This window comes from Mesorhizobium newzealandense (assembly GCF_042682145.1).
Taxonomy (GTDB): domain Bacteria; phylum Pseudomonadota; class Alphaproteobacteria; order Rhizobiales; family Rhizobiaceae; genus Mesorhizobium; species Mesorhizobium newzealandense.
This window is the reverse complement of the sequence record NZ_JBHUGZ010000016.1, coordinates 242,369-263,633: the sequence shown is the minus strand read 5'-3', so window position 1 is coordinate 263,633 and position 21,265 is coordinate 242,369. Positions and strand designations below refer to the sequence as shown.

18 protein-coding genes and 4 pseudogenes are annotated in these 21,265 nt (G+C 58.5%); 11 read left to right on the top strand and 11 right to left on the bottom strand.

The features are described from left to right. Positions 1-388 precede the first annotated feature (388 nt). Positions 389-970 (bottom strand): hypothetical protein, encoded by a 582-nt coding sequence (locus tag ACFSOZ_RS24265; RefSeq protein ID WP_379101970.1) that lies wholly within the window; start codon positions 968-970, stop codon positions 389-391. Between the two features lie 530 nt (positions 971-1,500). Here ACFSOZ_RS24265 and ACFSOZ_RS24260 point away from each other — a divergent pair. The 7 genes and pseudogenes from ACFSOZ_RS24260 to ACFSOZ_RS24230 all read left to right on the top strand — a co-directional run bounded on the left by ACFSOZ_RS24260 (position 1,501) and on the right by ACFSOZ_RS24230 (position 8,348). Then, complete coding sequence (locus ACFSOZ_RS24260; RefSeq protein WP_379101968.1) at positions 1,501-4,410, top strand: Tn3 family transposase; 2,910 nt, start codon at positions 1,501-1,503, stop codon at positions 4,408-4,410. 15 nt (positions 4,411-4,425) lie between these two features. After that, positions 4,426-5,988 carry a hypothetical protein gene (locus ACFSOZ_RS24255; protein WP_095205182.1) on the top strand — a complete coding sequence of 521 codons (1,563 nt, stop codon included), beginning with the start codon at positions 4,426-4,428 and terminating at the stop codon, positions 5,986-5,988. A 130-nt stretch (positions 5,989-6,118) separates the two neighbouring features. After that, entirely contained in the window at positions 6,119-6,670 is a 552-nt protein-coding gene (locus ACFSOZ_RS24250; protein ID WP_379101966.1) for a recombinase family protein, read from the top strand. Further along, positions 6,667-6,855, top strand: a complete 189-nt coding sequence (locus ACFSOZ_RS24245) for a hypothetical protein (protein WP_143748505.1) — start codon at positions 6,667-6,669, stop codon at positions 6,853-6,855. The genes ACFSOZ_RS24250 and ACFSOZ_RS24245 overlap by 4 nt, the downstream gene beginning before the upstream one ends. A gap of 37 nt (positions 6,856-6,892) precedes the next feature. Beyond that, positions 6,893-7,027, top strand: a pseudogene (locus ACFSOZ_RS24240) (IS630 transposase-related protein); the annotation flags it as partial. Between the two features lie 341 nt (positions 7,028-7,368). After that, positions 7,369-7,636: pseudogene (locus tag ACFSOZ_RS24235) on the top strand (transposase); the annotation flags it as partial. A gap of 439 nt (positions 7,637-8,075) precedes the next feature. Further along, positions 8,076-8,348 (top strand): recombinase family protein, encoded by a 273-nt coding sequence (locus ACFSOZ_RS24230; RefSeq protein WP_379101964.1) that lies wholly within the window; start codon positions 8,076-8,078, stop codon positions 8,346-8,348. Between the two features lie 5 nt (positions 8,349-8,353). On the opposite strand, the gene ACFSOZ_RS24225 is transcribed toward ACFSOZ_RS24230, so the two are convergent. Both ACFSOZ_RS24225 and ACFSOZ_RS24220 read right to left on the bottom strand, forming a co-directional pair. After that, positions 8,354-10,417, bottom strand: coding sequence for a recombinase family protein (locus tag ACFSOZ_RS24225; RefSeq protein ID WP_379101962.1), 2,064 nt, complete (start codon positions 10,415-10,417; stop codon positions 8,354-8,356). Next, entirely contained in the window at positions 10,414-11,604 is a 1,191-nt protein-coding gene (locus ACFSOZ_RS24220) for an IS110 family transposase (protein WP_379101960.1), read from the bottom strand. Before ACFSOZ_RS24220 ends, ACFSOZ_RS24225 begins: the two co-directional genes overlap by 4 nt. 248 nt (positions 11,605-11,852) lie before the next feature. On the opposite strand from ACFSOZ_RS24220, the pseudogene ACFSOZ_RS24215 reads away from it, so the two are divergent. After that, a pseudogene (locus tag ACFSOZ_RS24215) lies at positions 11,853-12,068 on the top strand (transposase); the annotation flags it as partial. Positions 12,069-12,136: 68 nt separating this feature from the next. Here the strand turns inward: ACFSOZ_RS24215 and ACFSOZ_RS24210 are convergent. Next, positions 12,137-12,406, bottom strand: a complete 270-nt coding sequence (locus tag ACFSOZ_RS24210; RefSeq protein WP_379101958.1) for a Ros/MucR family transcriptional regulator — start codon at positions 12,404-12,406, stop codon at positions 12,137-12,139. 177 nt (positions 12,407-12,583) lie between these two features. On the opposite strand from ACFSOZ_RS24210, the pseudogene ACFSOZ_RS24205 reads away from it, so the two are divergent. Next, a pseudogene (locus ACFSOZ_RS24205) lies at positions 12,584-12,938 on the top strand (IS110 family transposase); the annotation flags it as partial. Here ACFSOZ_RS24205 and ACFSOZ_RS24200 read toward each other — a convergent pair. The 6 genes from ACFSOZ_RS24200 to ACFSOZ_RS24175 all read right to left on the bottom strand — a co-directional run bounded on the left by ACFSOZ_RS24200 (position 12,919) and on the right by ACFSOZ_RS24175 (position 16,766). After that, positions 12,919-13,311: a transposase gene (locus ACFSOZ_RS24200; RefSeq protein WP_379102039.1), complete on the bottom strand. Its 393-nt coding sequence runs from the start codon at positions 13,309-13,311 to the stop codon at positions 12,919-12,921. The pseudogene ACFSOZ_RS24205 and the gene ACFSOZ_RS24200 overlap by 20 nt on opposite strands. Before the next feature lie 250 nt (positions 13,312-13,561). Next, a complete protein-coding gene (locus tag ACFSOZ_RS24195; RefSeq protein ID WP_379101956.1) occupies positions 13,562-14,365 on the bottom strand; it encodes a glycoside hydrolase family 108 protein in 804 nt (267 codons plus the stop codon). A gap of 238 nt (positions 14,366-14,603) precedes the next feature. Then, a complete protein-coding gene (locus ACFSOZ_RS24190) occupies positions 14,604-14,729 on the bottom strand; it encodes a hypothetical protein (RefSeq protein ID WP_379101954.1) in 126 nt (41 codons plus the stop codon). Positions 14,730-14,944: 215 nt separating this feature from the next. Then, positions 14,945-15,874, bottom strand: coding sequence for a caspase family protein (locus ACFSOZ_RS24185; protein WP_379101952.1), 930 nt, complete (start codon positions 15,872-15,874; stop codon positions 14,945-14,947). A gap of 131 nt (positions 15,875-16,005) precedes the next feature. After that, the gene (locus tag ACFSOZ_RS24180) at positions 16,006-16,506 is read right to left on the bottom strand and encodes a caspase family protein (RefSeq protein ID WP_379101950.1); all 501 of its coding nucleotides are present in this window, start codon (positions 16,504-16,506) and stop codon (positions 16,006-16,008) included. Next, positions 16,503-16,766: a hypothetical protein gene (locus ACFSOZ_RS24175; RefSeq protein WP_379101948.1), complete on the bottom strand. Its 264-nt coding sequence runs from the start codon at positions 16,764-16,766 to the stop codon at positions 16,503-16,505. The genes ACFSOZ_RS24180 and ACFSOZ_RS24175 overlap by 4 nt, the downstream gene beginning before the upstream one ends. 1,032 nt (positions 16,767-17,798) lie before the next feature. On the opposite strand from ACFSOZ_RS24175, the gene ACFSOZ_RS24170 reads away from it, so the two are divergent. Beyond that, positions 17,799-18,745, top strand: a protein-coding gene (locus tag ACFSOZ_RS24170; RefSeq protein ID WP_417568608.1) for an IS630 family transposase whose coding sequence is annotated in 2 segments (ribosomal slippage) — positions 17,799-18,140 and positions 18,143-18,745 — 945 coding nt in all. Because the reading frame shifts where the segments join, the coding sequence is not laid out codon by codon here. 6 nt (positions 18,746-18,751) lie between these two features. On the opposite strand, the gene ACFSOZ_RS24165 is transcribed toward ACFSOZ_RS24170, so the two are convergent. Further along, positions 18,752-19,210 (bottom strand): AfsR/SARP family transcriptional regulator, encoded by a 459-nt coding sequence (locus ACFSOZ_RS24165; RefSeq protein ID WP_379101946.1) that lies wholly within the window; start codon positions 19,208-19,210, stop codon positions 18,752-18,754. Positions 19,211-19,415: 205 nt separating this feature from the next. Between ACFSOZ_RS24165 and ACFSOZ_RS24160 the strand changes: the two genes are divergently transcribed. Then, positions 19,416-20,864 (top strand): caspase family protein, encoded by a 1,449-nt coding sequence (locus ACFSOZ_RS24160; protein WP_379101945.1) that lies wholly within the window; start codon positions 19,416-19,418, stop codon positions 20,862-20,864. The last annotated feature ends 401 nt before the right edge of the window (positions 20,865-21,265 follow it).

The following is a 21,265-nucleotide window of genomic DNA, read 5'->3' as shown; positions in this document are numbered from 1 at the left end:
GTTCCTCTCATGATGTTTGGAGCCGATCGCTCGGACTCCGTTTCAACACCTTCATTCTGAGGGACAGCCACCCAACCTGGCTATGCTCGCGAAGGCCGGCCCATTACGGCATCTAGGACCTGTGGCACCAGCGGCTTCCCTTTAACGACCAGGGCGGCGGCGGCGCTCTGAGCGCAAGGAAACAGGCGGTCGACAGACAAATCGTCGCCCGCCATCCTCGATGCGACGAACTCGGCGAAATCCGTGGCGTCGACGCTCCCGACACGGTCGGCATGGCAACCCACCATGTATCGGTTGGAAGTACTCGCCGCGGTCGCGACGTCCGCGAACACCGCAGGCGCAGGGCGGAGTGTCGGCAGAATTCGCGTATCGCACCCTTCTGCATCGGTCACGACCCGAGGATAGAAGAGATAGTACCCATTCCGGTTGACAACAGGTTGTCGAGTTGTCTCCCTTCATTGCGCCCGACGTTGGCTCGGTCGCGCTGGCGGGCGTCCGCGTGCTTGGCTTGGATAAGAACGACGCGAAAGCGTGGCAGACCCAGCACCGACGCGCCGACGACAATGGCAAGGTCGGCACCCATATGATCCTTGGTCCGCTCCATCTTCGCGGCGCCGGCGTGGAGATATTTTCCCGGCGGTAGGCCGCAACCAGCAGATCTGTAGGCTCGGGCTACATCATCGAGCCGTCTCAGCAAGGTGTCGTGAACGGAGGAGTTGACGGCTGGCTCGTCCAGGCTTCGATCTCGAAGGACGTGGTGGGCGGTGGCTTGCGCGGTGGCATACAGGATCGCGGAGACTGTGTTACCCCAAGGCCAAGCCTCGATGGCGGAGATGTCCGCATTGTCGGTCGCCGTCTCGCTCGCTAACTTAGCAGCGATGCCCGAGAGACGAGAACGCTCGAAACGCGCCTCAATTGCGGTCGCGTCGGAAGGCAGTCGGCCGATGCCAATATCTCGTCTTTGGAGCACCTCGTCCGCAAGACGCTGGAAGGCCCGAGAGACGGGGTGGTTCGCATCCCAAAGAGAGGGATCCTGGAACGCCCGAAGGGGGTCTTAACCGCTGCAGCCAAGGACCGGACAGCCAGGTAACGGTGCCACCAGCCAACGCGTGCGGGTCGAAAGTCGGCCTGCTTACTCGCACTGAAGGCCCGAACGATGCGACGTTCGGGCCTTCTTTTGCTATTTCACATCAGGGTGAGCAAACTTCGTGTGTCGAATGAGCGATCTACCTTGACGTTGAGCGAGATTCAGTGACGCGTCAGGCTCAGGTCGCTTGCTCAAGAATTGCCTAGCGTTTGTCCCACCACAGATGGCGCACTTGTCGCGCAATCCGTTCCTTCTCACCTTTCCAGTCACCTGAAGAGCGGCGGTCGAGCCGCTCCAAGTAGGCCTAATCGGCCCGAAGCTGTGATTTTGGCCAAGTTGTGGAACGTTGCCGGAACGGATTGACGGGATGGGCATGATCGCCTGAGATTTCGCTTCTGCAAGGGAGTGGATTTATGGGTGTGCATGTTTTGCCGGAGGAGTTGGCCAAAGGGTGGAGCCTTTCGTTTGCCGACCTTGAATTTGTGAATGCCAAGCCGGTTGGAACGCGGCTCGGTCTTGCGGCTCAATTGAAATTCTTTGCCGCATTCGGATATTTCGCTACGACCGTTGGCGATATTCCTGACGAGGCTGCAAGCTATCTGGCCGAACAACTCGGCGTCGGCAGCAGCGCCCTTCTTGGGTATGAGTTTTCAGGACGTTCGGGACGGCGCCATTGCGCGGAAATCCTGCGTCACCTCGGCATTCGAAGAATGAGGCGGGCGGACCGCGCAACTCTTGAGATCTGGATCGCAACAGAGCTGTGCCCTTGCGGCATGGCCGCTGCGGCAATGCTTGAGGACGTGTTTCTCTGGTGTCGGGACCACAGGATTTTCGCGCCTTCGCGCAAGGAGATGGACCGGTTGGTGCGCGCTCAGCGGCAGCATTTCGTGGACACGTTCCTTGAAAGAGTGTCGGATAGTCTGCGCTTGGAAACGATCGCGCAGATGGAGGCTTCGCTTGCCGATCCGGACGGGGTGACTGGGTTTCATACGATCAAGGCCGATCCGGGTGCCGCCACGCTGGAGAACATGCTGTCTCTTGCCGACCAATTGGCGTTCATCAAGACGCTCCATCTGCCGATGGAGGTGCTGTCGGGTGTCGGCAAACACTGGATTGATCAGATCGTCCGGCGCGTTGGTGCCGAAAAGGCTTCGGAGATGCGCCGCCACTCTGCACAGCGGCAGCTGGCTTTCTATGCGGTATTCCTGATGGTGCGCCAGGCGCAGATCATTGATGGCATGATCGACCTGCTGGTGGAGACCGTCCACAAGATCGGCGTACGTTCGAAACGCAAGGTCGTGGCCGGGATCGCCAAGGACATTGAGAAGGTCTACGGCAAGGAACAGCTGCTCGTCGATATTGCGGGGGCGGCGATCGAGAGGCCTGATGGCGTCGTCTGCGACGTGATCTTTCCGGTGGCTGGCCAGGACAAGCTGGCGGCGATCATCAAGGAATATCGGACGAAGGGCACGCTCGAGCGGCGCGTCTATGCGGTGATGCGCGGCTCCTACGCCAATCACTACCGGAGGATATTGCCGAAACTGCTGTCGGCTCTGGAATTCCGTTCGAACAACGCCGTGCATCGTCCGGTGCTTGAGGCGTTGGAATGGATAAAGCTGGCCTTCGACACTGGATGCCGTGTCGCGCCAAGGGGCGCTGTGCCGATCGATGGCGTCATTCCGGCTAAATGGCGCACCGCCATCATTGGCAAGGACGCGCGCATCAACCGCATCAGTTATGAATTGTGCGTGCTCAGCCAATTGCGCGACCGCATCCGGGCCAAGGAGATCTGGGTCGTTGGCGCCGACCGCTATCGCAATCCGGACGACGATCTGCCGACGGATTTCGAGAGCCGGCGCTCGGCCTATTATGATGCGCTGAACCTGACGCCTGATGCGCGCGCCTTCACGCGCCAAATCCGGGCCGAACTCGAGCGGGAACTGCGACTGCTGAACGCCGAGCTGCCCCGTAACGACAAGGTGCGCATCCTTTGGCGTGGCGAAAACCGCATCTCGATCACGCCGTTTCAGCCGCTGCCGGAACCGCAGGGCCTACAATCGCTCAAGGGCGAGATTGGCCGGCGATGGCCGATGACGGAACTGCTGGACGTTTTGAAGGAGACCGCGCTCGATACGGGCTTCCTCGATACCTTTGAAACGTCGGCCACCCGCGTAGCGCTTTCGCGCAGCGATCTCGATCGACGGTTGATCTTGTGCCTTTACGGGTTGGGCACAAATGCCGGCCTGAAGCGCGTGGCAGCGGGATGCCCGGATGTGAGCTACGAGGAACTGCTACATGTAGGCCGGCGCTTCATCCATCGCGATGCGCTCGAGGCAGCGTGCGGGTGCGTCGTCAATCAGACCCTGGCTGTTCGAAACACCGCCATTTGGGGCGAAGCCGGCACGGCCTGCGCGTCGGATTCCAAGAAGTTCGGCGCCTGGGACGGCAACATGATGACGGAATGGCACGTCCGCTATGGCGGCCGCGGCGTGATGATCTATTGGCACGTCGAAAAGGGTTCGACCTGCATCTTCTCACAGCTCAAACGTTGCTCATCGTCGGAAGTGGCTTCGATGATCAAGGGCGTGCTGCGCCACTGCACCGACATCGAAATCCAGCGGCAATATGTCGACAGCCATGGCCAGAGTACGATCGGCTTTGCCTTTTGTCATCTGCTCGGGTTCGAGCTGGCGCCCCGCCTGAAGGCCGTCTCCCGGCAGAAGCTAGCGCTGCCGCATGGCGGATTGCGGGCCGAATTGCCCAATCTGCTGCCGGTTCTTTCCAGTGTCATCAACTGGGACGAGATCGAGCAGCAATATGACGAAATGGTCAAGTATACCGCCGCCATGCATAGCGGGATGGCTGATCCGGAGGCGATCCTGCGCCGGTTTGCGCGCGCCGAGGTGATGCATCCTACCTACAAGGCGCTCGCCGAGCTCGGTCGGGCGATCAAGACGATTTTCCTGTGCCGGTATCTGCGTCAGGAGCAATTCCGCCGCGAAATCAATGAAGGGCTGAACGTGGTTGAGAACTGGAACAGCGCCACCAGCTTCGTGTTCTTCGGCAAGGGCGGCGAGATCGCCAGCAATCGCTTGGAGGATCAGGAGAGCTCGGCGCTGGCGCTGCATCTGTTGCAGAATTGTCTTGTCTATGTGAACACCCGCATGATGCAGGCGGTGCTGGTCGAGACGACATGGGCTGGACGGCTGGCAGCGGAGGACTATCGCGGCCTTACGCCGCTGATCTATAGCCATGTCAATCCCTATGGCCGCTTTGATCTCGATCTTGAGCGCAGGATCGATTTCGGGCGGAAAGCCGCATAGCCTCGGAGAACGATTATGGCCAAATTTGCTGTGTCATGCCTGGATGTTCTCAACCGACATGGGCTGCCGTCGATGGAGTTCCAGTCTTATTTTGAGAGATCAAAGCATGATCTTCTTGCTGATGGCGCCGCTGCCATCGTAACGGAGGTAATGCAATCCACGGATGGTCGCCCGGATGCGGCTTTGTTGTTCGGTTTACTGCTGGATGAGGCGCGGATGGGCATCGAGAATGACAGCTCATACGGAAAGATTTTTCTGAAAGACGCGGAGACCGCAATCCAGGCTCACGTTGCCGCCGAAGTATGCGAACCGCTTCACCTCATGAAAATTGCCGGCTTGTATCGGCGTGCCGGTCTGCCCGTGCCGGATATATTGATACTCAATACAGTCGGGCAAACTATACCTGCCGAGGCTCCGGTCTCGGACCTCGATGGCACCCTTGCCACTTTAGCTGCCGAAGTTGAGGCCGAGGGTGGTGGGCCGTATGAGTTTTTCAGCGGCCTGGACGAGATGACGGCAGGAATGCCGGAGGAAATGCAGGCTGCGTTTGTCGATCATCTTTTGACCCTGGACAATCCAATTTTGGAACGCTGCGCCCTGTATTGGCTGTTGTCCGGCACACCATTGATCCAGGAGGCCGTGGCCGCCGGTCTGCGCCAAAGACTCACAAGCGCGAGCCTGCTGGCCGGAACCTTGTTCTATCTGCCAATCATTCGCGGCTGGTTGCCGGCAAGCGCCGCCCGGGCAATCGTCGATGACATCGGCAAGCTGGCTCGACGAAAAAGTCTCGCCGGTGCTTCCCATGACAATGAGGCAAAGCCGGTAGTCGGCGACATCATGGCAAGCCTCGCTGACGGTGTCGGAGCACAAAGCATCTCGATTGTCGGGAAACAGAAGAACCAGACATTCGTCGCGATGATTCTGCTGAAAACAGGATACGGCATCAAGGATGCCTTTGTCATTCGCTGCCGCTCAAAGCGCGAGGCAACCAGCATCGTCTCTTACACCCGCCAGGAAGCGAATAGCGTTCGCATTGATCGAATGACTGCCGAGTTGTTGCTGGAGGCGGCATTGGCAGATGGGATAGAAAATGAACACATGCCGGCGCCAGGTTTTATCGATGTGATGGAAGCCTGCAATTTGAACAATCTGCGGCCCCAAGAAAGGGATCTGCAGGCTCTGCTGGATCATGTCGACCCGCAAGGAGAGATCCCAAATGCGACAACGGCAAAGCTGGATCGGATGCTCAACAACGAGACGGCGCTGGATGCGCTTGTCCCGCTGATCGACAGCTGGTTTGAAGACACGGGCGAGACGCGCGACATCATTCGACGATCCCGCTCTGCGCGAACCGCAGAAACCAGGATCTGGGCTTTTCTTGAAGGCCGTCGAGACATCTGGGCGAGACGGTTTCTGCAAACTGCGATCATCCTCAAATCGGCCAAAAAGGAAAACCAGTCGAAAACACTGGCCGCAGCAGCTTTTGCCTTGATGCAGAAGCATCCCCTGCAAGATATCCCGCTCATGGAGGATATCGTTATGACCACCCTCGAAGCTGGCGGCGCACCTTTGTGGTGACAATGTTGGGTATACCCAGCCAGCACAACGCAAATGAACACGTTCCAGCCGCACAGCCATGTTTATTTTGGGTCCGATTTGAGATATTGAACGAATTCATGCCTTGGCACACCCAAAATGAACGGTTCGCATGACTCGTATCGGATACGCGCGCACCTCCACCACCGACCAGAATCTTGCCGCGCAACTCGCCGCACTCAAGACCGCCGGCTGCGAGGTCATTCGCGAGGAACAGAAGAGCGGCGCCTCGCTGGAAGGTCGCCCGCAGCGCACCACCATTCTCGACTTCATCCATGCCGGCGAGACGCTCGTCGTCACCCGCATCGATCGCTTGGCGCGCTCCTTGCGCGATCTGCAGGTGATAGTGGACCGGCTGAAAGCCAAGGGCGCGCATCTGTCCGCGACCGAGCAGCCTGTCGACACCTCGACCGCCACCGGCAAAGCCTTCTTTGACATGCTCGGCGTTTTTGCCGAATTCGAGACCAATCTACGGCGCGAGCGGCAGGCCGAGGGCATTGCCGCCGCCAGGAAGCGCGGCATCTACAAAGGCCGGCCGCCAAAGATCGACCGTGCCGAAATCATGCGCCGACTGAAACAGGGCCACGGCCCGACACAGATCGCTTGTGATCTCGGCATCTCGCGCGGAACCGTCTACCAGGTACGGAAAGGCGAACCAGATTGAGCAAAGGAAACCGCATCATCCGGCTGACGCCTGTAGCTTGCGAGCGGATCCAAGCCCGCATGCTCGAAGCCTGCCAAAAGATCGCCGCGGATCACGGGCTGGCCATCGAAAGCGCCGGATGGCGTGGCCTAGAGCGGTTTTCCCTTAATCGGAGTCGTTTGTTTGCAGTGAACGGCTTGTTCTGATTCCCTGATCGAAGTGATTTGCGGAAGGAGCAGCGGCATGGCACGAGCTTACAGCCTGGATTTGCGGACGCGTGTTATCGAGGCGATAGAGGCAGGCCTGTCGACCCGAGAAGCGGCACGGCGGTTTGCGATCGGGATATCGACGTCTGGTGCATGGTATCGGGCCTGGCGTTCGAGCGGCAATCTGGAACCTGGGCGGCAGGGCAAGCCGAAGGTATCGAAGCTGGACGCGCACGAGACTTTCATTCTCGCCTTGGTCGAGACCGATGAGCGGGACATCACGCTTGCCGAGATCGTCGATCGCCTTGCGGCAGAGCGCGGGGTCAAAGCCAGCCTGACGACGGTCCATGCGTTCTTCGCAAAGCGTGGCATCACGTACAAAAAAAGACAGCGCACGCGGCCGAACAGCAGCGACCGGATGTTTTGGCAGCGCGGGAAGAGTGGTTCGAAGGCCAACTCGATCTCGATCCGAGCCGCCTGTTCTTCATCGACGAAAGTGGCCTCAATACCAAGATGGCCCGGCTACGAGGCCGCTCTGCGCGTGGACAGCGTTGCCGGGCGGCTGTTCCTCATGGGCACTGGAAATCCACGACCTTCACGGCCGGCCTGCGCCTCGACGGGATCGTCGCACCCTGGCTCCTGGACGGCGCCATGGATGGCGAAGCATTCCTGGTCTACTTGCGCCGCGTCCTCGTGCCGACGCTTCAACCCGACGATGTCGTCGTGATGGACAACCTGCCTGCTCATAAAGTGGTCGGTGTCCGCGAAATCATCGAGGCTGCGGGGGGCTTCCCTTCGCTATCTTCCGCCCTACTCCCCGGACTTTAACCCCATTGAAAGCGCATAGTAAGGAAACCTCTGGAGGTGAGGTTCCGCTGATACCACGCATTGGCCACAAAGCGCTGATTCTGTTGACCCAATGGATGGCGAATCGTGATGAGCCAGAAGCGAATATACATCCGCTGGACGGATTTGCCGGCAGATCGCCGTCGTCGCCTCGTAGCGCTGATCAGCAGCCTGATACAACGGAATGTGTCGACGGATCGGGAGATCGGTCATGAATGCAGAAGCGAGCCTGCTCACCTTCACGTTGCCGGAAAAGATCCACAGCCGTCACAATGATCGCCAGGCCATCGTGTACGTTCGGCAGTCGACGGTTCGACGGTTCGACAGGTCGACAGGTCGAACACAACCGCGAGTCAACGCGGCTTCAATACGCCTTGGCGGACCGGGCATTCCGGCTGGGGTGGCGTCGTGACCAGATAACGGTGATCGATGACGATCTGGGCCGCTCGGGCGCGTCGGCGCTTGATCGGCCCGGCTTCCAGCGTCTCGTCGCGGAGGTTGGGCTCGGTCATGTCGGAATGGTCATTGGCATCGAAGTCTCCCGCCTCGCACGATCATGCCGTGACTGGCATCAACTTCTGGAAATGTGCGCGTTGTTTGATACGCTGATTGGCGATGCCGACGGCATCTACGATCTATCATGTTGATACCCTCATTCGGTAGCAGATTGGGTAAAATCGAGATGTTGCCTGAGGCCTGATTTGAGCTGTTGTATTGCGGCAATCGTCTCAGCTGCATCCGGAAACAGAACGCGGTTAGGATAGGCGTTCTGTTGGATTTTGATCACGCCCCTGCGGATTCGATGCCGGATCCATGAGCGAGATACGTCCGCTGCCATCGCTAATTCAGACACCGTTAGCCACCCGGGGAGGTGGTAAGAGCGGATTGGCGTGGACTGCCTCAACACGCGATTGCGTTGACGGACGACCTGGACGGTGCGAACAGGAACGTAGCTGCAGCGCGATGAGCGGAAGCCTTCCTCCGTCAGCTTTGCCGCTATTTCTGTGTCGTTGAGCCCTTGATGAGCCAGCTCGATCAGCCGGACTTCCATCTCGGCCCCGCGCGACAGGGCGCTCAAGGCATGCACCCTCGGCTCGACCTCGCGTTCAGTGACTTCACCTCCTCGCCAAACAATGCGGATCGTAATCCGATCCCGGACGACCCGTTGCAGGATCACTTTGTCGATCAGGCTGCGCAGTAAAGCTTTCTTGCGCCCCCACTCTATGTCAGGCCTCCGCCAAAACGCAGGAAGCTGCGAACTGGCATCGATAAAATCATTCTGGTCGACCAGCGTCAGATCGTCAGATTGACTTTGCATCGCGCGACGGCGCTCAAATGCTTCCTCCGCGCGACGAAGCTCGCGAAGAGAACTTTCCCAGCGGCGTTCCAACTCGGCTGCGATCAGGCGATTGTCGGGGTCGACCCGATCATACTGCCTTTCTGCAAGCAGCGCTTGATAGCGCAGGCGTTTGATCTGCTGCTCTTCAGCGCGGTCAAAAGCATCATTTGCCTGCTGACGAGCATCTTTGGCGTGCATCAACTCGGCCAGTTCAGCCGGACTGGCCGCCGCAAAGAAGGCGTCAACGACGCACGCGTCGATGGGATCGGCTGGCAAATGCTGGCATAAGGCTCCGCTCTGGCTGCGTGCCAGGAAGTTGCAGACATACCGGTTGCCGTTCTTGTATTCCACGCCCATTTTGTGGCCGCATCGCCCGCACCAGACAATGCCTTGCAACACCGCCGCGCCATCACGCGGCGCGCCGCGTGTCTGGTTTCTTCGGTATTCAGCGTGATTGTCACTCAGCATGGTCTGGATCCGCTCGTAACGCTCCCAGTCGAGATAAGCAGGATAACGGTCTTTCACTACGATTTTCCACTCCGCCATTGGCTGACGGCGCGAGATGATCTTACCACTCGCATATCTGGCGCGACAGGACTGGGTGCGGCCATAAACGAAGGCGCCAGCATAGGCCGGGTTCTTCAATATTCCCGCAAGCATTCCGGCAGTTGGCACGCGCCAGACAATGTCGCCAAATCGATTTCGTCGCGGTACGGTGAGGGCGCGATCCCTTAGGGAGCGGTTGACTTTCCCGACAGTGCCCAATTCCCAAAATGCCGAGAATATCAGGGCAATCCTGTCCCGCACCTCCTGGTTTGGATCCTTCATCACGATCCCATTGGCGTCCCGTTCCAATCCGGCTGGTAACAGCAATGCCAACTCGCCCCGCTCGGCCTTGCTGAGCAAGCCCGCTGTCAGACGGCCGCGAAGCGTGTGTAATTCTACTTCCGAGATGGTGCCCTTCAGGCCAAGCAACAGGCGCCCATTGGCCGAACCCGGGTCGTAGACACCATCGCGGTCGCCGATGAGGCATTGCCGATAGCCACATAAATCAAGGAGCGGATACCAATCGGAGCAATTCCGAGCAAGCCGTGTCACTTCGTACGACAGAACGATGCCAACTTCGCCCAGGGTGACGCGTGCAAGGAGATCTTTGAAGCCGGCACGGTGAGCTGCCGCCGCTCCACTCTGGCCAAGGTCCGCGTCGATCAATTCGATATCGTTGTCATCCCAGCCGAGATCCCCCGCACGCTGATGCAATGCATATTGCAGCCGCAGGCTCTCTTGGTTGTTGACCATCTGATGTGGCGTCGATTGCCGGATGTAAATCACGGCTTTCCGGCACAAATGCTGGGTCTTTATCAGATCCGACATCATGGCTCGCCCTCCAGAGAACCATGCGATTTCGATAGAGGTGATTCGGTTTCTGACGTCAGGCTATCATGTTCAGTCCTATCGACGGAACTTTGCCGCGCCTGCACCTTTGCAATGCTGGCCAGGCGAATAAAATCGCGAACGCTCGCAGTCGATAGCTTGGATGTCGGCGCATCGGGTGCTGGGGGGTACAAATCGGTGGCTGAGATCGGAATCTTCAGGAAAATATCATCGCGATAAACCACAAGAAGTTGCCGAAAGGGCCCGGCGCCGCTCTGTCCCGCCGCCAAAAGAAAATCGCGCCCCGCGGCTGCCGCATGGCCCGCATTCGTCGGACCGCCGAGCCTGGCGCTTTGTAGCTTGCGAGACGCGAGGGCCCGGAATCTCCGGGGCTTCAAATTCACCGCCGCAAACGTTGCCATCCTGCTACAAACTTGAAGCAAGCCCTGATGTTCGTCAAATGTTCCCAGACTTGGCCAAAATCTCAGCTTCGGGCCGATTAGGCCCAAACCGGCCGCCACTGTCAGATTGACACCGGTGATGGTCAGAAGTCGCCTGATCGCCGGGTCATCCATCGTGCTTTCGGCTATCTCCCGGTCAAGGATCGCCAGGTCCTCGGCAAGCCGATCGAGTTCGCGCACGTGCCGCTCGATCGCAGCACGTTCATCATCGGGCACCGGCTGGCGCATCAGCCAGGCGCGACCGGGACCATTGAACAGATCGGCATGCGGGCACTTCGAGATCAGATGAGCGTGCAGGATCGCATGCACCTCGTTCTTGATCCGGGTGCGATGCCGCACGACCTGGTAGCGGCGCGCGACAAGCCGGCGCATCCGCTCGGTGGCGGCATCCGGCGTCCATATCTCCGGCAAGTAGCCAGCCGCACAAAGGCTGGCCAAGGTGCCCGCATCGATCTTGTCGGTCTTCACATGGGCATGGGCGATCGCCTTCACCTGCAGCGGATTGGCAATCACCACCCGCTTAACGAAGGGCGACAGCACCCGGGCCACCGCCATGCAGTTGCCGGTCGCCTCGATCACCACCTCGTCCGTTGCCAAAAGGCTCTTGCCGAAGCCTTCCAGCGCCGTTCGGGTCATGTCGACACGGCCCCCATGGCGAAGCTTGCCATCTTCCCAGAAAACCACCTCACCGAAGGTGCGGTGGATGTCCATTCCAATCACGCGTCGCATGCGCGCCTCCTGTCAGTCAGGTTGATGACGGGAGCGGCGGGCGACACGACAACTACGGATTCGCGCTCACGGCGCAACCGGGCGAGTCGCAGAGGCGGCCAGCTACTAACACGAGCTCGCAGCTCATCGTGTGGATCGGCCTGCCCGCACCTTCGTGCTCCCGGTGCCTCTGTCCCGGATGGTCGCACCATACGCCGCGATCAAGGAATCCGCAGCCGGACTTCAGCACCACGGATCTTATACCGGTTACGAATCCGATCGAGCGTCTCAACGGCGAGATCAAGCGGCGCACCGAGGTCGTCGGCATCTTCCCCAATGACGATGCAATCGTGCGCTTCGTCGGCGCAATCCTGCTCGAACAGAACGATGAATGGGCCGTCCAGCGGGCCAGATACATGACCCTGGAAAGCGTCGGCCAATTGAGCGATGATCCCCTCATCAGCCTGCCTGCCGTGGCGCGCTGATCAGCCCGGCCCATGCCGGACAGCACGGCGACCAAGGCCGCCAGCTACACCACGCCGCGGGACACGATCTAGTGGACACCCAGATGTCGCTTCAACGATTTGAATCTCTTCCCGTCTTCGAGGCAAATAATGTAGTCGGGAAATACGGACCTTTTTGGGTTCACTGCGGGGAACTGGGCCGGCATATCGGGTTCGGCTAGCTGTCCAATCTTGGCGAGCGACGAATTCACGCTGGCGATCAGTTCCGGGAGAGATGCCACGGGCCCGGGATTCTTACTGCCGTAGGCGGAAACGATATCTGCGGTTAGTTCGATCAGATTGACAGTCTCGTCGGTCAAGCGGTTTCTCCTTTGAAGCGCATCTGTCTCACTAACTGCCCGGTGGGGTTGATCAACAACATAACTAGGCTTTGTACTGAAATCGGAGCTGACCCAGGTTGCATCGGTTTGAATGGTGTTCGTGCGCGGCAATGTTGGGAAATGTTTTCCCAAACCGAACCGTGTCTTCGGGCGACAGACGAGGTGGTGATCGAAGCGACCGGCAACTGCATGGCAGTGTCATGGGTGTTGTCGCCCCTTCGTGAAGCGGGTGGTCATCGCCAATCCGCTTCAGGTGAATACGATCGCCCATGCCCATGTGAAGACCGACAAGATTGACGCGGGCACGTTGGCCAGTTTGTTCGCAACGGGCTATCTGCCGGAGATCTGGAGGCCGGATGCCGCCACCGAGCGGATGCGCAGGCTAGTCGAGCGTCGCTACCAAGTCGTGCGTCATCGGACCCGGATCAAGAACGAGGTGCACGCGATCCTCCATGCGCACCTGATCCCGAACTGTCCGCACGCCGATCTGTTCAACGGTCGTGGTTGCACGCCCGGATCTGTGAGGGCGAAAGCCGAATGGCTGAGCTACTCGACCGCGACCCCTGCGGCCATTCACGCTCACCACTTCCATGCGCCCGCCAGCCGGTTCTGGACCCTTCTTGGGCTGCTCCGCTACGGATCATCGCCGGCACGAAGCCGCAGACGCCACCTTCGCCACGCCGACCCTCGTGATGCGCCTTGCGCCAGGCAAGCAGCAGCGGGTTGGAAATCCCGTGACGCCGTGCTGTCGCGGATGCCTGCCGCGGAGCCGAATGGCTCTCCTCGACGATCCGCAGCTTCTCTTCCTGCGACCAGCGGCGCCGAAGGCCAGTGTCGACAATTTCGAGACGAGTGACTTGGCGACAGTCAGTAGCGATATCCATACCGACAGTCAGCTACACCGTCCGTTCGCCGGCAAGGCGGCCGTCCTTGGCGCGTGCCTTCGATTGCCTCACTGGCTCGATTCATCGAGCCAGCCACGGCGATACCGTCGAGTTCGGCCGGCAGGAAACCAACGAAATGGGGCAAGCCGAGTGACGAGTGGGCCGAACTGAAGGAGGACGACTCACTCGAAGGGGAGATCAGCTAAGAGGAGTCTGACGACCGCGCAGCCTTGACGCTGGATCGAACTCCTCAGCAAGTCGCTGCAGCAGCGTAGGCCACGACACGCTCCTTATGGTGGCGGGCTTTGATAACGAGCACAACCGCGCCGATCATGAGAAGAGCAACACCCCCGATCACGATCCAACCGGGGCCGTGGTCCAGGATCGTATCGCGGATGCCGACGCCGGCCCCGAGACCTGCCGCGCACTTTGCGCTCTTGCCTCGAACAACAGCCTTTTTCTTCGCAGCGATGCCATGTTGCTTTATCTCCGCTCGGTCCTCCTCCGTTAGCTGCCCAGTTCCGCGCGTCAGCCACATGGTGACTGCCTTCGCCTCAACCTCAGCGACGCGCCGTGACCAGCCCTTACCGAAATGCGCGCTCGATAAAAGGGATTGCACAAAGCCACGACGTTTCGCGCAAATCCTTTGGATAGTCACTTTGCCGTTCGCAGCAAGCGCTTTCGCAATCGTCTCATTTCCGACGATACCATCCTGTTTGGCCCCGACTGCCCCTTGCAACCATCGAACGCCTCGCCGAGGTCCGGACATCACACCGGCGTCAAACGTCGCGAGATCGACGCCGCAAGGCAGACTATCACCGCGCACTTTCTTCCAATAATCCCTTTCATAAATGGACTTTGCGTCATCAAGCGTTAGGTTCTTGATGTCGAGAGCCGGATATACATGAGCTGCGATCCCGTATTTGGTTCCCTTCAGAGTTCCGACGCCGACGTGCCCGCCGGTCCAATTACCCCGATCATTTCGATTGTCCGAGTATCCACCTTCGTATTTGAGCGTCACAGCCAGGCACGCTGGGAGATTTTCGATTGTCATAGCCGTCCCGTCCAAGTGAGCGCTTAGGTTGGAGACGCTTGCCGAGCACACCGACACGGCACGTGTCATCATGTCGTCTGTCTTCTCGAAGGTCAGGCTTTAGCAATCGGCGCGAACAATCACTTATGATGCGCGGTTGGACGACTTCTCGAGCGGCGATGCCAACGCATAGGCCTGAATCTGACCCAGATTAAAGCTGTTCACTACACGGAACGGCTTGCCGTCAGCGGAAATCAGCTCACGTATCCACGGATACAGTATCCTTGGTGCGGACAATCGTGCCCTCAAAGCTTTGCCAGGCTCCGCCGATGAATGCTTCAAAGCGGGTGATTTTGGTCGCTTTAGACTCGTGAGGTGACGTCATCGATAATCTCCTTTGCGACATAGGTTTGGCAAGTGCGATCGTGAAGAGAGACCTGCCCATTCCGAGCGGCGAGGGCAGGCTGAAGAGGGTGAAAGCTGCCCCAAGACGGCCAGCTTTTTGGCGTTATTCTGCTAGTCCAGTGAAGACTCACTCATGGTCTGGATTCAATCTGCTTCACAGAGGTCAGTACTGAGTTGATAAGGCGGCTCAGAACCCTATGGTCCAAGCCCTGACAGCTTCTGCTCGATGACTTGCTGATCTTTGATCAGATCGCGGACGACGTGGCCGAACAGGCTCTTTTCGATTTCGGCCGGCTGCTGGCCTTTGACCGCCTCTCTGACGATCGAGGCGATCATGGGCAGGACGCGTATGGCGTGGCCGAACAGGCTCTTTTCGATTTCGGCCGGCTGCTGGCCTTTGATCGCCTCTCTGACGATCGAGGCGATCATGGGCAGGACGCGTATGGCGTGGCCCAACAGACTCTTTTCGATTTCGTCAGGCTGCAAGCCTTTGGATGCTGTTCTGATCATCGAGGCGATCGTCGGCATGAGAATCGCATTGCTTATCCCGAATCGCTTTTGCTCGGCAGACCTCTGATCTTTCGCAAGGTCACCTACAATCTGGAGCGCTTGGTCAAGCAAGCTGCTGACAACTGCATCGGACTGCTGCTCCTTGATCGCAGCCGCGACCAGCGAGGCGATCGCAGGGTTCACAATCGTACTTTCCTTAGCGGAAGCCGTTTGCTTGGCTGGAATGTTCTCTTTAGCACCGCTGATTAGCAGTTGAATAAGCGTCGTTGCATCCATTGTGGATCCTCCGGTTCGTACGCGTTCCATAATGTCAAGCGGGCCGGATGTGAGGTCGCTTGCGGTCTCCCAGGTTTCATCAACCTTGGGCGCGTCAAAGTTGATAAAAGTGCGATATCGCAAGTCGCCCGGATCCGGGGACTCCTTTAGAGTAGGCGTCTGGGCAAGACCGATACTCTCGATCGTTGACTGCGCAGCTCTCGTAAGCGCTCCCAACGCTGCTCCGCGACGACGCTCCTTCAAGGCTTGGAGCAGGGCAAAGGTAAAGGCAGATTTCCCTTCCGTTGATCCGGTGCTCGCGGCCGCCGTTTCGTTTTCGAGGCAGGCGGACAGAAGCACGCCGTTCAGCTGTAGCCCGGGACGCCGGGCTCGCGGCCTGAATATGTGAATTCCCAAGGACGGTCGTCCCACCAAATCGTTTAACTTCTGTTGCGATGTCCTGCGCGTAGACGTGTTCAAGGAACTTCTCGCTAGTTGCATGAGTGTAGGCTTTGACGCGCGCACGATTGCCTGCGCCAACGTCCCGAGACACCGGCATCAGCAAGCGTTTTTTCGAGACCGCCTGAAAGGCAGCAATCGGCGACGAGCGTGAATATCCCCGGCGGCAAGCTTTGCGTCATCTGACTGAGCTCGTCATCGAAGAGATACCCATCGTAGAGCACCATGCATTGCTCGGCCACGCCGTTTCTCAATTCAGTCGATCCGTGACCAGAGAAGAAGAATACCAATCGATCATCCGGTGAGGCATCCGCGACCAGCCTTTGAAGCGCGGCCGTTACGCCGGCCACCGTGGCTTCGGAATCGACAAGCCGACCGATTTCCTCGAATGCATAATCCTCCCTGAGTATCTTCTCAAAGGCTTTAACGTCATTAATACAGCTCGGAAGATGGTTGTTCCCGTCTTGATAGTCGTTGATCCCCACGACTACCGCTCGGCGCTTCGCGAATCTCGTCTCACGTGCATTCGTCACGTCGGCCTGCCATTGCTTAGGGTTCGGATGTCCAGGTTTGGGACTCTTTGTAAAGGTGTGCCGCGGAAGTATAGTACAGACTGCTCGACGGAAGTGTCGTGAACCTCACGTGAAATGCGCAGGCGGGCGGCTAATTCAACGCTCTTGAATGACGACGCGCCGAAGGTGCCCTCAGCGCGATCAGTGTCGACAAGATTGCCGGACGGCGCGAGTGCGGCACTCGCGAATGGTTCCGGAAGATAATCGGACTGCTCTTTCATCTCGTCGTCCCGTTTGCTATACGTCGACCCCTTAGAGGATGGGGCGGTGACACTTGGTATCGATTTTTGGGGACGTCAGACCGCTACTGCGACTGCGCGTCTTTGGCGCCATGGAGGCGTGGAGCTGGACGGGCGAGAGCATTCTGCCCCGCGGCCGCAAAGCTCAGGCAATCTTGGCTTATCTCGCCATGTGCGGAGAGGCTGTCGTCCCGCGTCGCCGCCTTGCCAGGTTACTCTGGAGCACGCGCTGGGATGAACAAGCGCGGGCCAGTCTCCGGCAAAGCCTTATGGAGCTGAGGCGGGGCATCATCGCGATCGCTCCGGAATTGCTTTGCATCGAAAAGGATCGTGTCTCGTTGCAGATTGCCAAAGTCTGGATCGACGGGATCGGCAAATCGGCCCGGCCCCACCGGTTAATATCCCAGCAGGATCCCGACACGTTTCTGGAATCCCTGCGTGGCCTCGATGCGGCATTCGATCGGTGGATCGACACAAGACTGCTGACGTTGACACAATCGGGTGACACGAAAGGTTTGTCAGCGACTTGTGGAGACGCTGCAACAACTACTCAGTCGCGGTCTCCTGTAACGACCTCGCCATCTAGACGTTATGACCGTAGTCTGAGTGGCGGCCCATCCTTAGTCTTTGCAGCTGTAAGCAATCGGGGGTTGCTTCTCTATTCGTCAGGTTGAAGTCAAGCGCTTGTCGAGCTTTCCGCTTCGCCGGCGCGTGACGTCTTTCGCGGGGTCATGCCCGGTCCGGAGGCGACATGTAAAGACCGACGATGTCCTGCACCTTGTTTGCGGCCTAGTCTAGTTTCGCATCAGATTGCTCGCTGGCGAGCCGTCACCGGGGCCGCGAGCTGAGTGGTTGTTGCAGTTTCTCCATATTTCGCTGCCAAACTCCTCGTGTCGCCCGATTGTGTGAACGTCGACAGCTTAGAGCGGTTTTCCCTTAATCGGAGTCGTTTGTTTGCAGTGAACGGCTTGTTCTGATTCCCTGATCGAAGTGATTTGCGGAAGGAGCAGCGGCATGGCACGAGCTTACAGCCTGGATTTGCGGACGCGTGTTATCGAGGCGATAGAGGCAGGCCTGTCGACCCGAGAAGCGGCACGGCGGTTTGCGATCGGGATATCGACGTCTGGTGCATGGTATCGGGCCTGGCGTTCGAGCGGCAATCTGGAACCTGGGCGGCAGGGCAAGCCGAAGGTATCGAAGCTGGACGCGCACGAGACTTTCATTCTCGCCTTGGTCGAGACCGATGAGCGGGACATCACGCTTGCCGAGATCGTCGATCGCCTTGCGGCAGAGCGCGGGGTCAAAGCCAGCCTGACGACGGTCCATGCGTTCTTCGCAAAGCGTGGCATCACGTACAAAAAAAGACAGCGCACGCGGCCGAACAGCAGCGACCGGATGTTTTGGCAGCGCGGGAAGAGTGGTTCGAAGGCCAACTCGATCTCGATCCGAGCCGCCTGATCTTCATCGACGAAAGTGGCCTCAATACCAAGATGGCCCGGCTACGAGGCCGCTCTGCGCGTGGACAGCGTTGCCGGGCGGCTGTTCCTCATGGGCACTGGAAATCCACGACCTTCACGGCCGGCCTGCGCCTCGACGGGATCGTCGCGCCCTGGCTCCTGGACGGCGCCATGGATGGCGAAGCATTCCTGGTCTACTTGCGCCGCGTCCTCGTGCCGACGCTTCAACCCGACGATGTCGTCGTGATGGACAACCTGCCTGCTCATAAAGTGGTCGGTGTCCGCGAAATCATCGAGGCTGCGGGGGCTTCCCTTCGCTATCTTCCGCCCTACTCCCCGGACTTTAACCCCATTGAGATGGCCTTCGCCAAGCTGAAGGCTTTACTGCGAAAGGCAGCAGCCCGGTCCATCCCGGAATTATGGGACGCCGTGGCCGTCGCCATCGATCGTTTCCACCCCAAAGAATGCGAAAACCTGTTCGCCCACGCCGGCTACGATGCCTAACCGTGATTATCCAGAAACTGCTCTAGTGTCGATCCACTGGTCGAATGCCACGTCGAGGCCACGCAGGGTTTCGAGAAACGTGGCGGGATCCCGCTGGGATACTGACCGGCGGGCTGTCGCCGATATGCCAATCCCGTCGATCCAGACTTTGGCAATCTGCAACGAGACACGATCCTTTTCGATGCAAAGCAATTCCGGAGCGATCGCGATGATGCCCCGCCTCAGCTCCATAAGGCTTTGCCGGAGACTGGCCCGCGCTTGTTCATCCCAGCGCGTGCTCCAGAGTAACCTGGCAAGGCGGCGACGCGGGACGACAGCCTCTCCGCACATGGCGAGATAAGCCAAGATTGCCTGAGCTTTGCGGCCGCGGGGCAGAATGCTCTCGCCCGTCCAGCTCCACGCCTCCATGGCGCCAAAGACGCGCAGTCGCAGTAGCGGTCTGACGTCCTCAAAAATCGGTTCCAAATTTCACCGCCTCATCTCTGACGGTGGACGTATTATCAAAAAGCACAAGTTCAAGAGCAATGAATTAGCCGCCGTCGCTTTCACGTGAGTTTCACGACACTTTCTTCGAGCCGTCTGTATTGTCACCGCAGCGCTGTTGGTGGCAGACCTCTTAAAAAGAAAGCCATACCTGAAGATCCGAAACCCAAAGCAATGGCAGGCCGACATGACCAATGGACGTGAGACGACCTCAGCGAAGCGCCGGGCCGTAGTCGTGGGGATCAACGACTATCAAGACGGTAACAACCATCTTCCGAGCTGTATCAATGACGTCAAAGCCTTTGAGAAGACGCTAAAGGAGGATTACGCGTTCCAGGACATCGTTCGGCTTGTCGATTCCGAAGCCGCGGTGGCCAATGTAACGGTTGCGCTCAAAAGGCTATTCGCAGACGCATCGCCGGATGATCGATTGGTATTCTTCTTTTCTGGCCACGGATCGACTGAACTGAGAAGCGGTGTCGTCGAACAATGCATGGTTCTCTACGACGGGTTTTTATTCGATGATGTGCTCAGCCAGATGTCGCAAAGCCTGCCGCCTGGAATATTTACGCTCGTCGCCGATTGCTGCTTTTCCGGGGGGCTCGAGAAACGCTTGCGGGTGGCGGCGTCCACAGAGTGTGGCGCAGCCAATCGGGCTCGCGTCAAAGCCTACACTCACCCAACCAGCGAGAAGTGCATCGAATACGGCTACGCTGATAACAACGCAACAGAAGCTAAACGATTTGGTCAGGCGACCTTTCTTGGAGGGTCAAAGGTGCGGGCCGCGAGTCCGTCGTCCCGGGCCCAGCTGAACGGCGTGCTTCTGTCTGCCTGTCTCGAAAACGAAACGGCATCCGCGAGCAACGATTTAACGGGAGGGAAGTCGGCTTTTACCTTTGCCCTGCTCCACTCCTTAAAGGAGCTTGGTCGTGGAGCAGCTTTGGGTGCGCTTACAAGAGCCGTGCAGTTAACCATCGACAATATTGGGCTTACCCAGACGCCTACTCTAAAGGAGCCCCCGAATCCGGGCGACTTACGATTTCGTACTTTCATAAACTTTGGGGCGGCCAAGGCTGATGAAACCTCGGAGACTGCAACCGATCTTACATCGGGACCACTCGAGGTCATTGAACGCGTACTAACTGGAGAACTAACAATGGATGTATCGACGCTTATTCAAATGCTAATCAGCGGAGCTAAGGAGAACACTTCTGCTAAGCAAACGATTTCGCCTATGGACAGTGCGATTTTGACTTCCGCGATCGCCTCGATGATCGCGGCTGCGGGGAAGGAGCTGCAGCCCGATGCCAATAGCAGCAGCTTGCTTGACCAAGCTTTCCTAGATGAACTTGCGAAAGATCAGCGGTCTGCCGATCAAAAACTGTTCGGCATTAGCAATGCGACTCTCATGTCGACGATTGCCTCGATTATCAGAGCGGCGGTCAAAGGCCAGCAGCCAGAAAAAATCGAAAAGAACCTGCTCGGCCACGCCATCCGCGTCGCGCCCATGATCGCCGCTATCGTCAGAGCGGTAATCAAAAGCCAGCAATCAAGTGAAGTCGAAAAGAGCCACGCCATCCGCGTGGTGCACGATCTCATCAAGGATCAGCCACTCATCAACCAGACTCGGGCTTGACCATACGGCTCCGAGTCGCGTGATCAACTCGGTACCGACGGCGGCGGGGCAGATCGAATCCAGACTAGCTACGTGAATGAGCCTTCACTGGACGAACAAACTCGCGCCAAGTCCTGGGCTGCCTTGAGGCGGCTGCTATCCTCTCAACCCGCTCCTCGTCGTTCGTATGAGAGGGTCCTTCACGACCGCAGCAAGCCTATGCGCAAAAGGAGAGTATTGGTGACGTCACCTCGCGAGTCTAAAGATACCAAAGTCACCCGCTTCGAAGCATTCATCGGCGGGGGCCCGGTATTCCGTTCCGTGTAGTGAATTGCTTTAATCTGGGTCAGATCAGGCCTATGCGTTGGCATCGCCGCTCGAGAAGCCGTCCACCCGCGAATGATAAGGCGCTGTTCGCGCCG

Coding starts and splice junctions, on each gene's coding strand:
- ACFSOZ_RS24225 (WP_379101962.1), bottom strand. CDS start 10,417: ATGATGTCGGATCTGATAAAGACCCAGCATTTGTGCCGGAAAGCCGTG.
- ACFSOZ_RS24190 (WP_379101954.1), bottom strand. CDS start 14,729: ATGACGTCACCTCACGAGTCTAAAGCGACCAAAATCACCCGCTTTGAA.
- ACFSOZ_RS24220 (WP_379101960.1), bottom strand. CDS start 11,604: ATGCGACGCGTGATTGGAATGGACATCCACCGCACCTTCGGTGAGGTG.
- ACFSOZ_RS24250 (WP_379101966.1), top strand. CDS start 6,119: ATGACTCGTATCGGATACGCGCGCACCTCCACCACCGACCAGAATCTT.
- ACFSOZ_RS24260 (WP_379101968.1), top strand. CDS start 1,501: ATGGGTGTGCATGTTTTGCCGGAGGAGTTGGCCAAAGGGTGGAGCCTT.
- ACFSOZ_RS24160 (WP_379101945.1), top strand. CDS start 19,416: ATGACCAATGGACGTGAGACGACCTCAGCGAAGCGCCGGGCCGTAGTC.
- ACFSOZ_RS24255 (WP_095205182.1), top strand. CDS start 4,426: ATGGCCAAATTTGCTGTGTCATGCCTGGATGTTCTCAACCGACATGGG.
- ACFSOZ_RS24175 (WP_379101948.1), bottom strand. CDS start 16,766: ATGAAAGAGCAGTCCGATTATCTTCCGGAACCATTCGCGAGTGCCGCA.
- ACFSOZ_RS24200 (WP_379102039.1), bottom strand. CDS start 13,311: ATGGATATCGCTACTGACTGTCGCCAAGTCACTCGTCTCGAAATTGTC.
- ACFSOZ_RS24195 (WP_379101956.1), bottom strand. CDS start 14,365: ATGACAATCGAAAATCTCCCAGCGTGCCTGGCTGTGACGCTCAAATAC.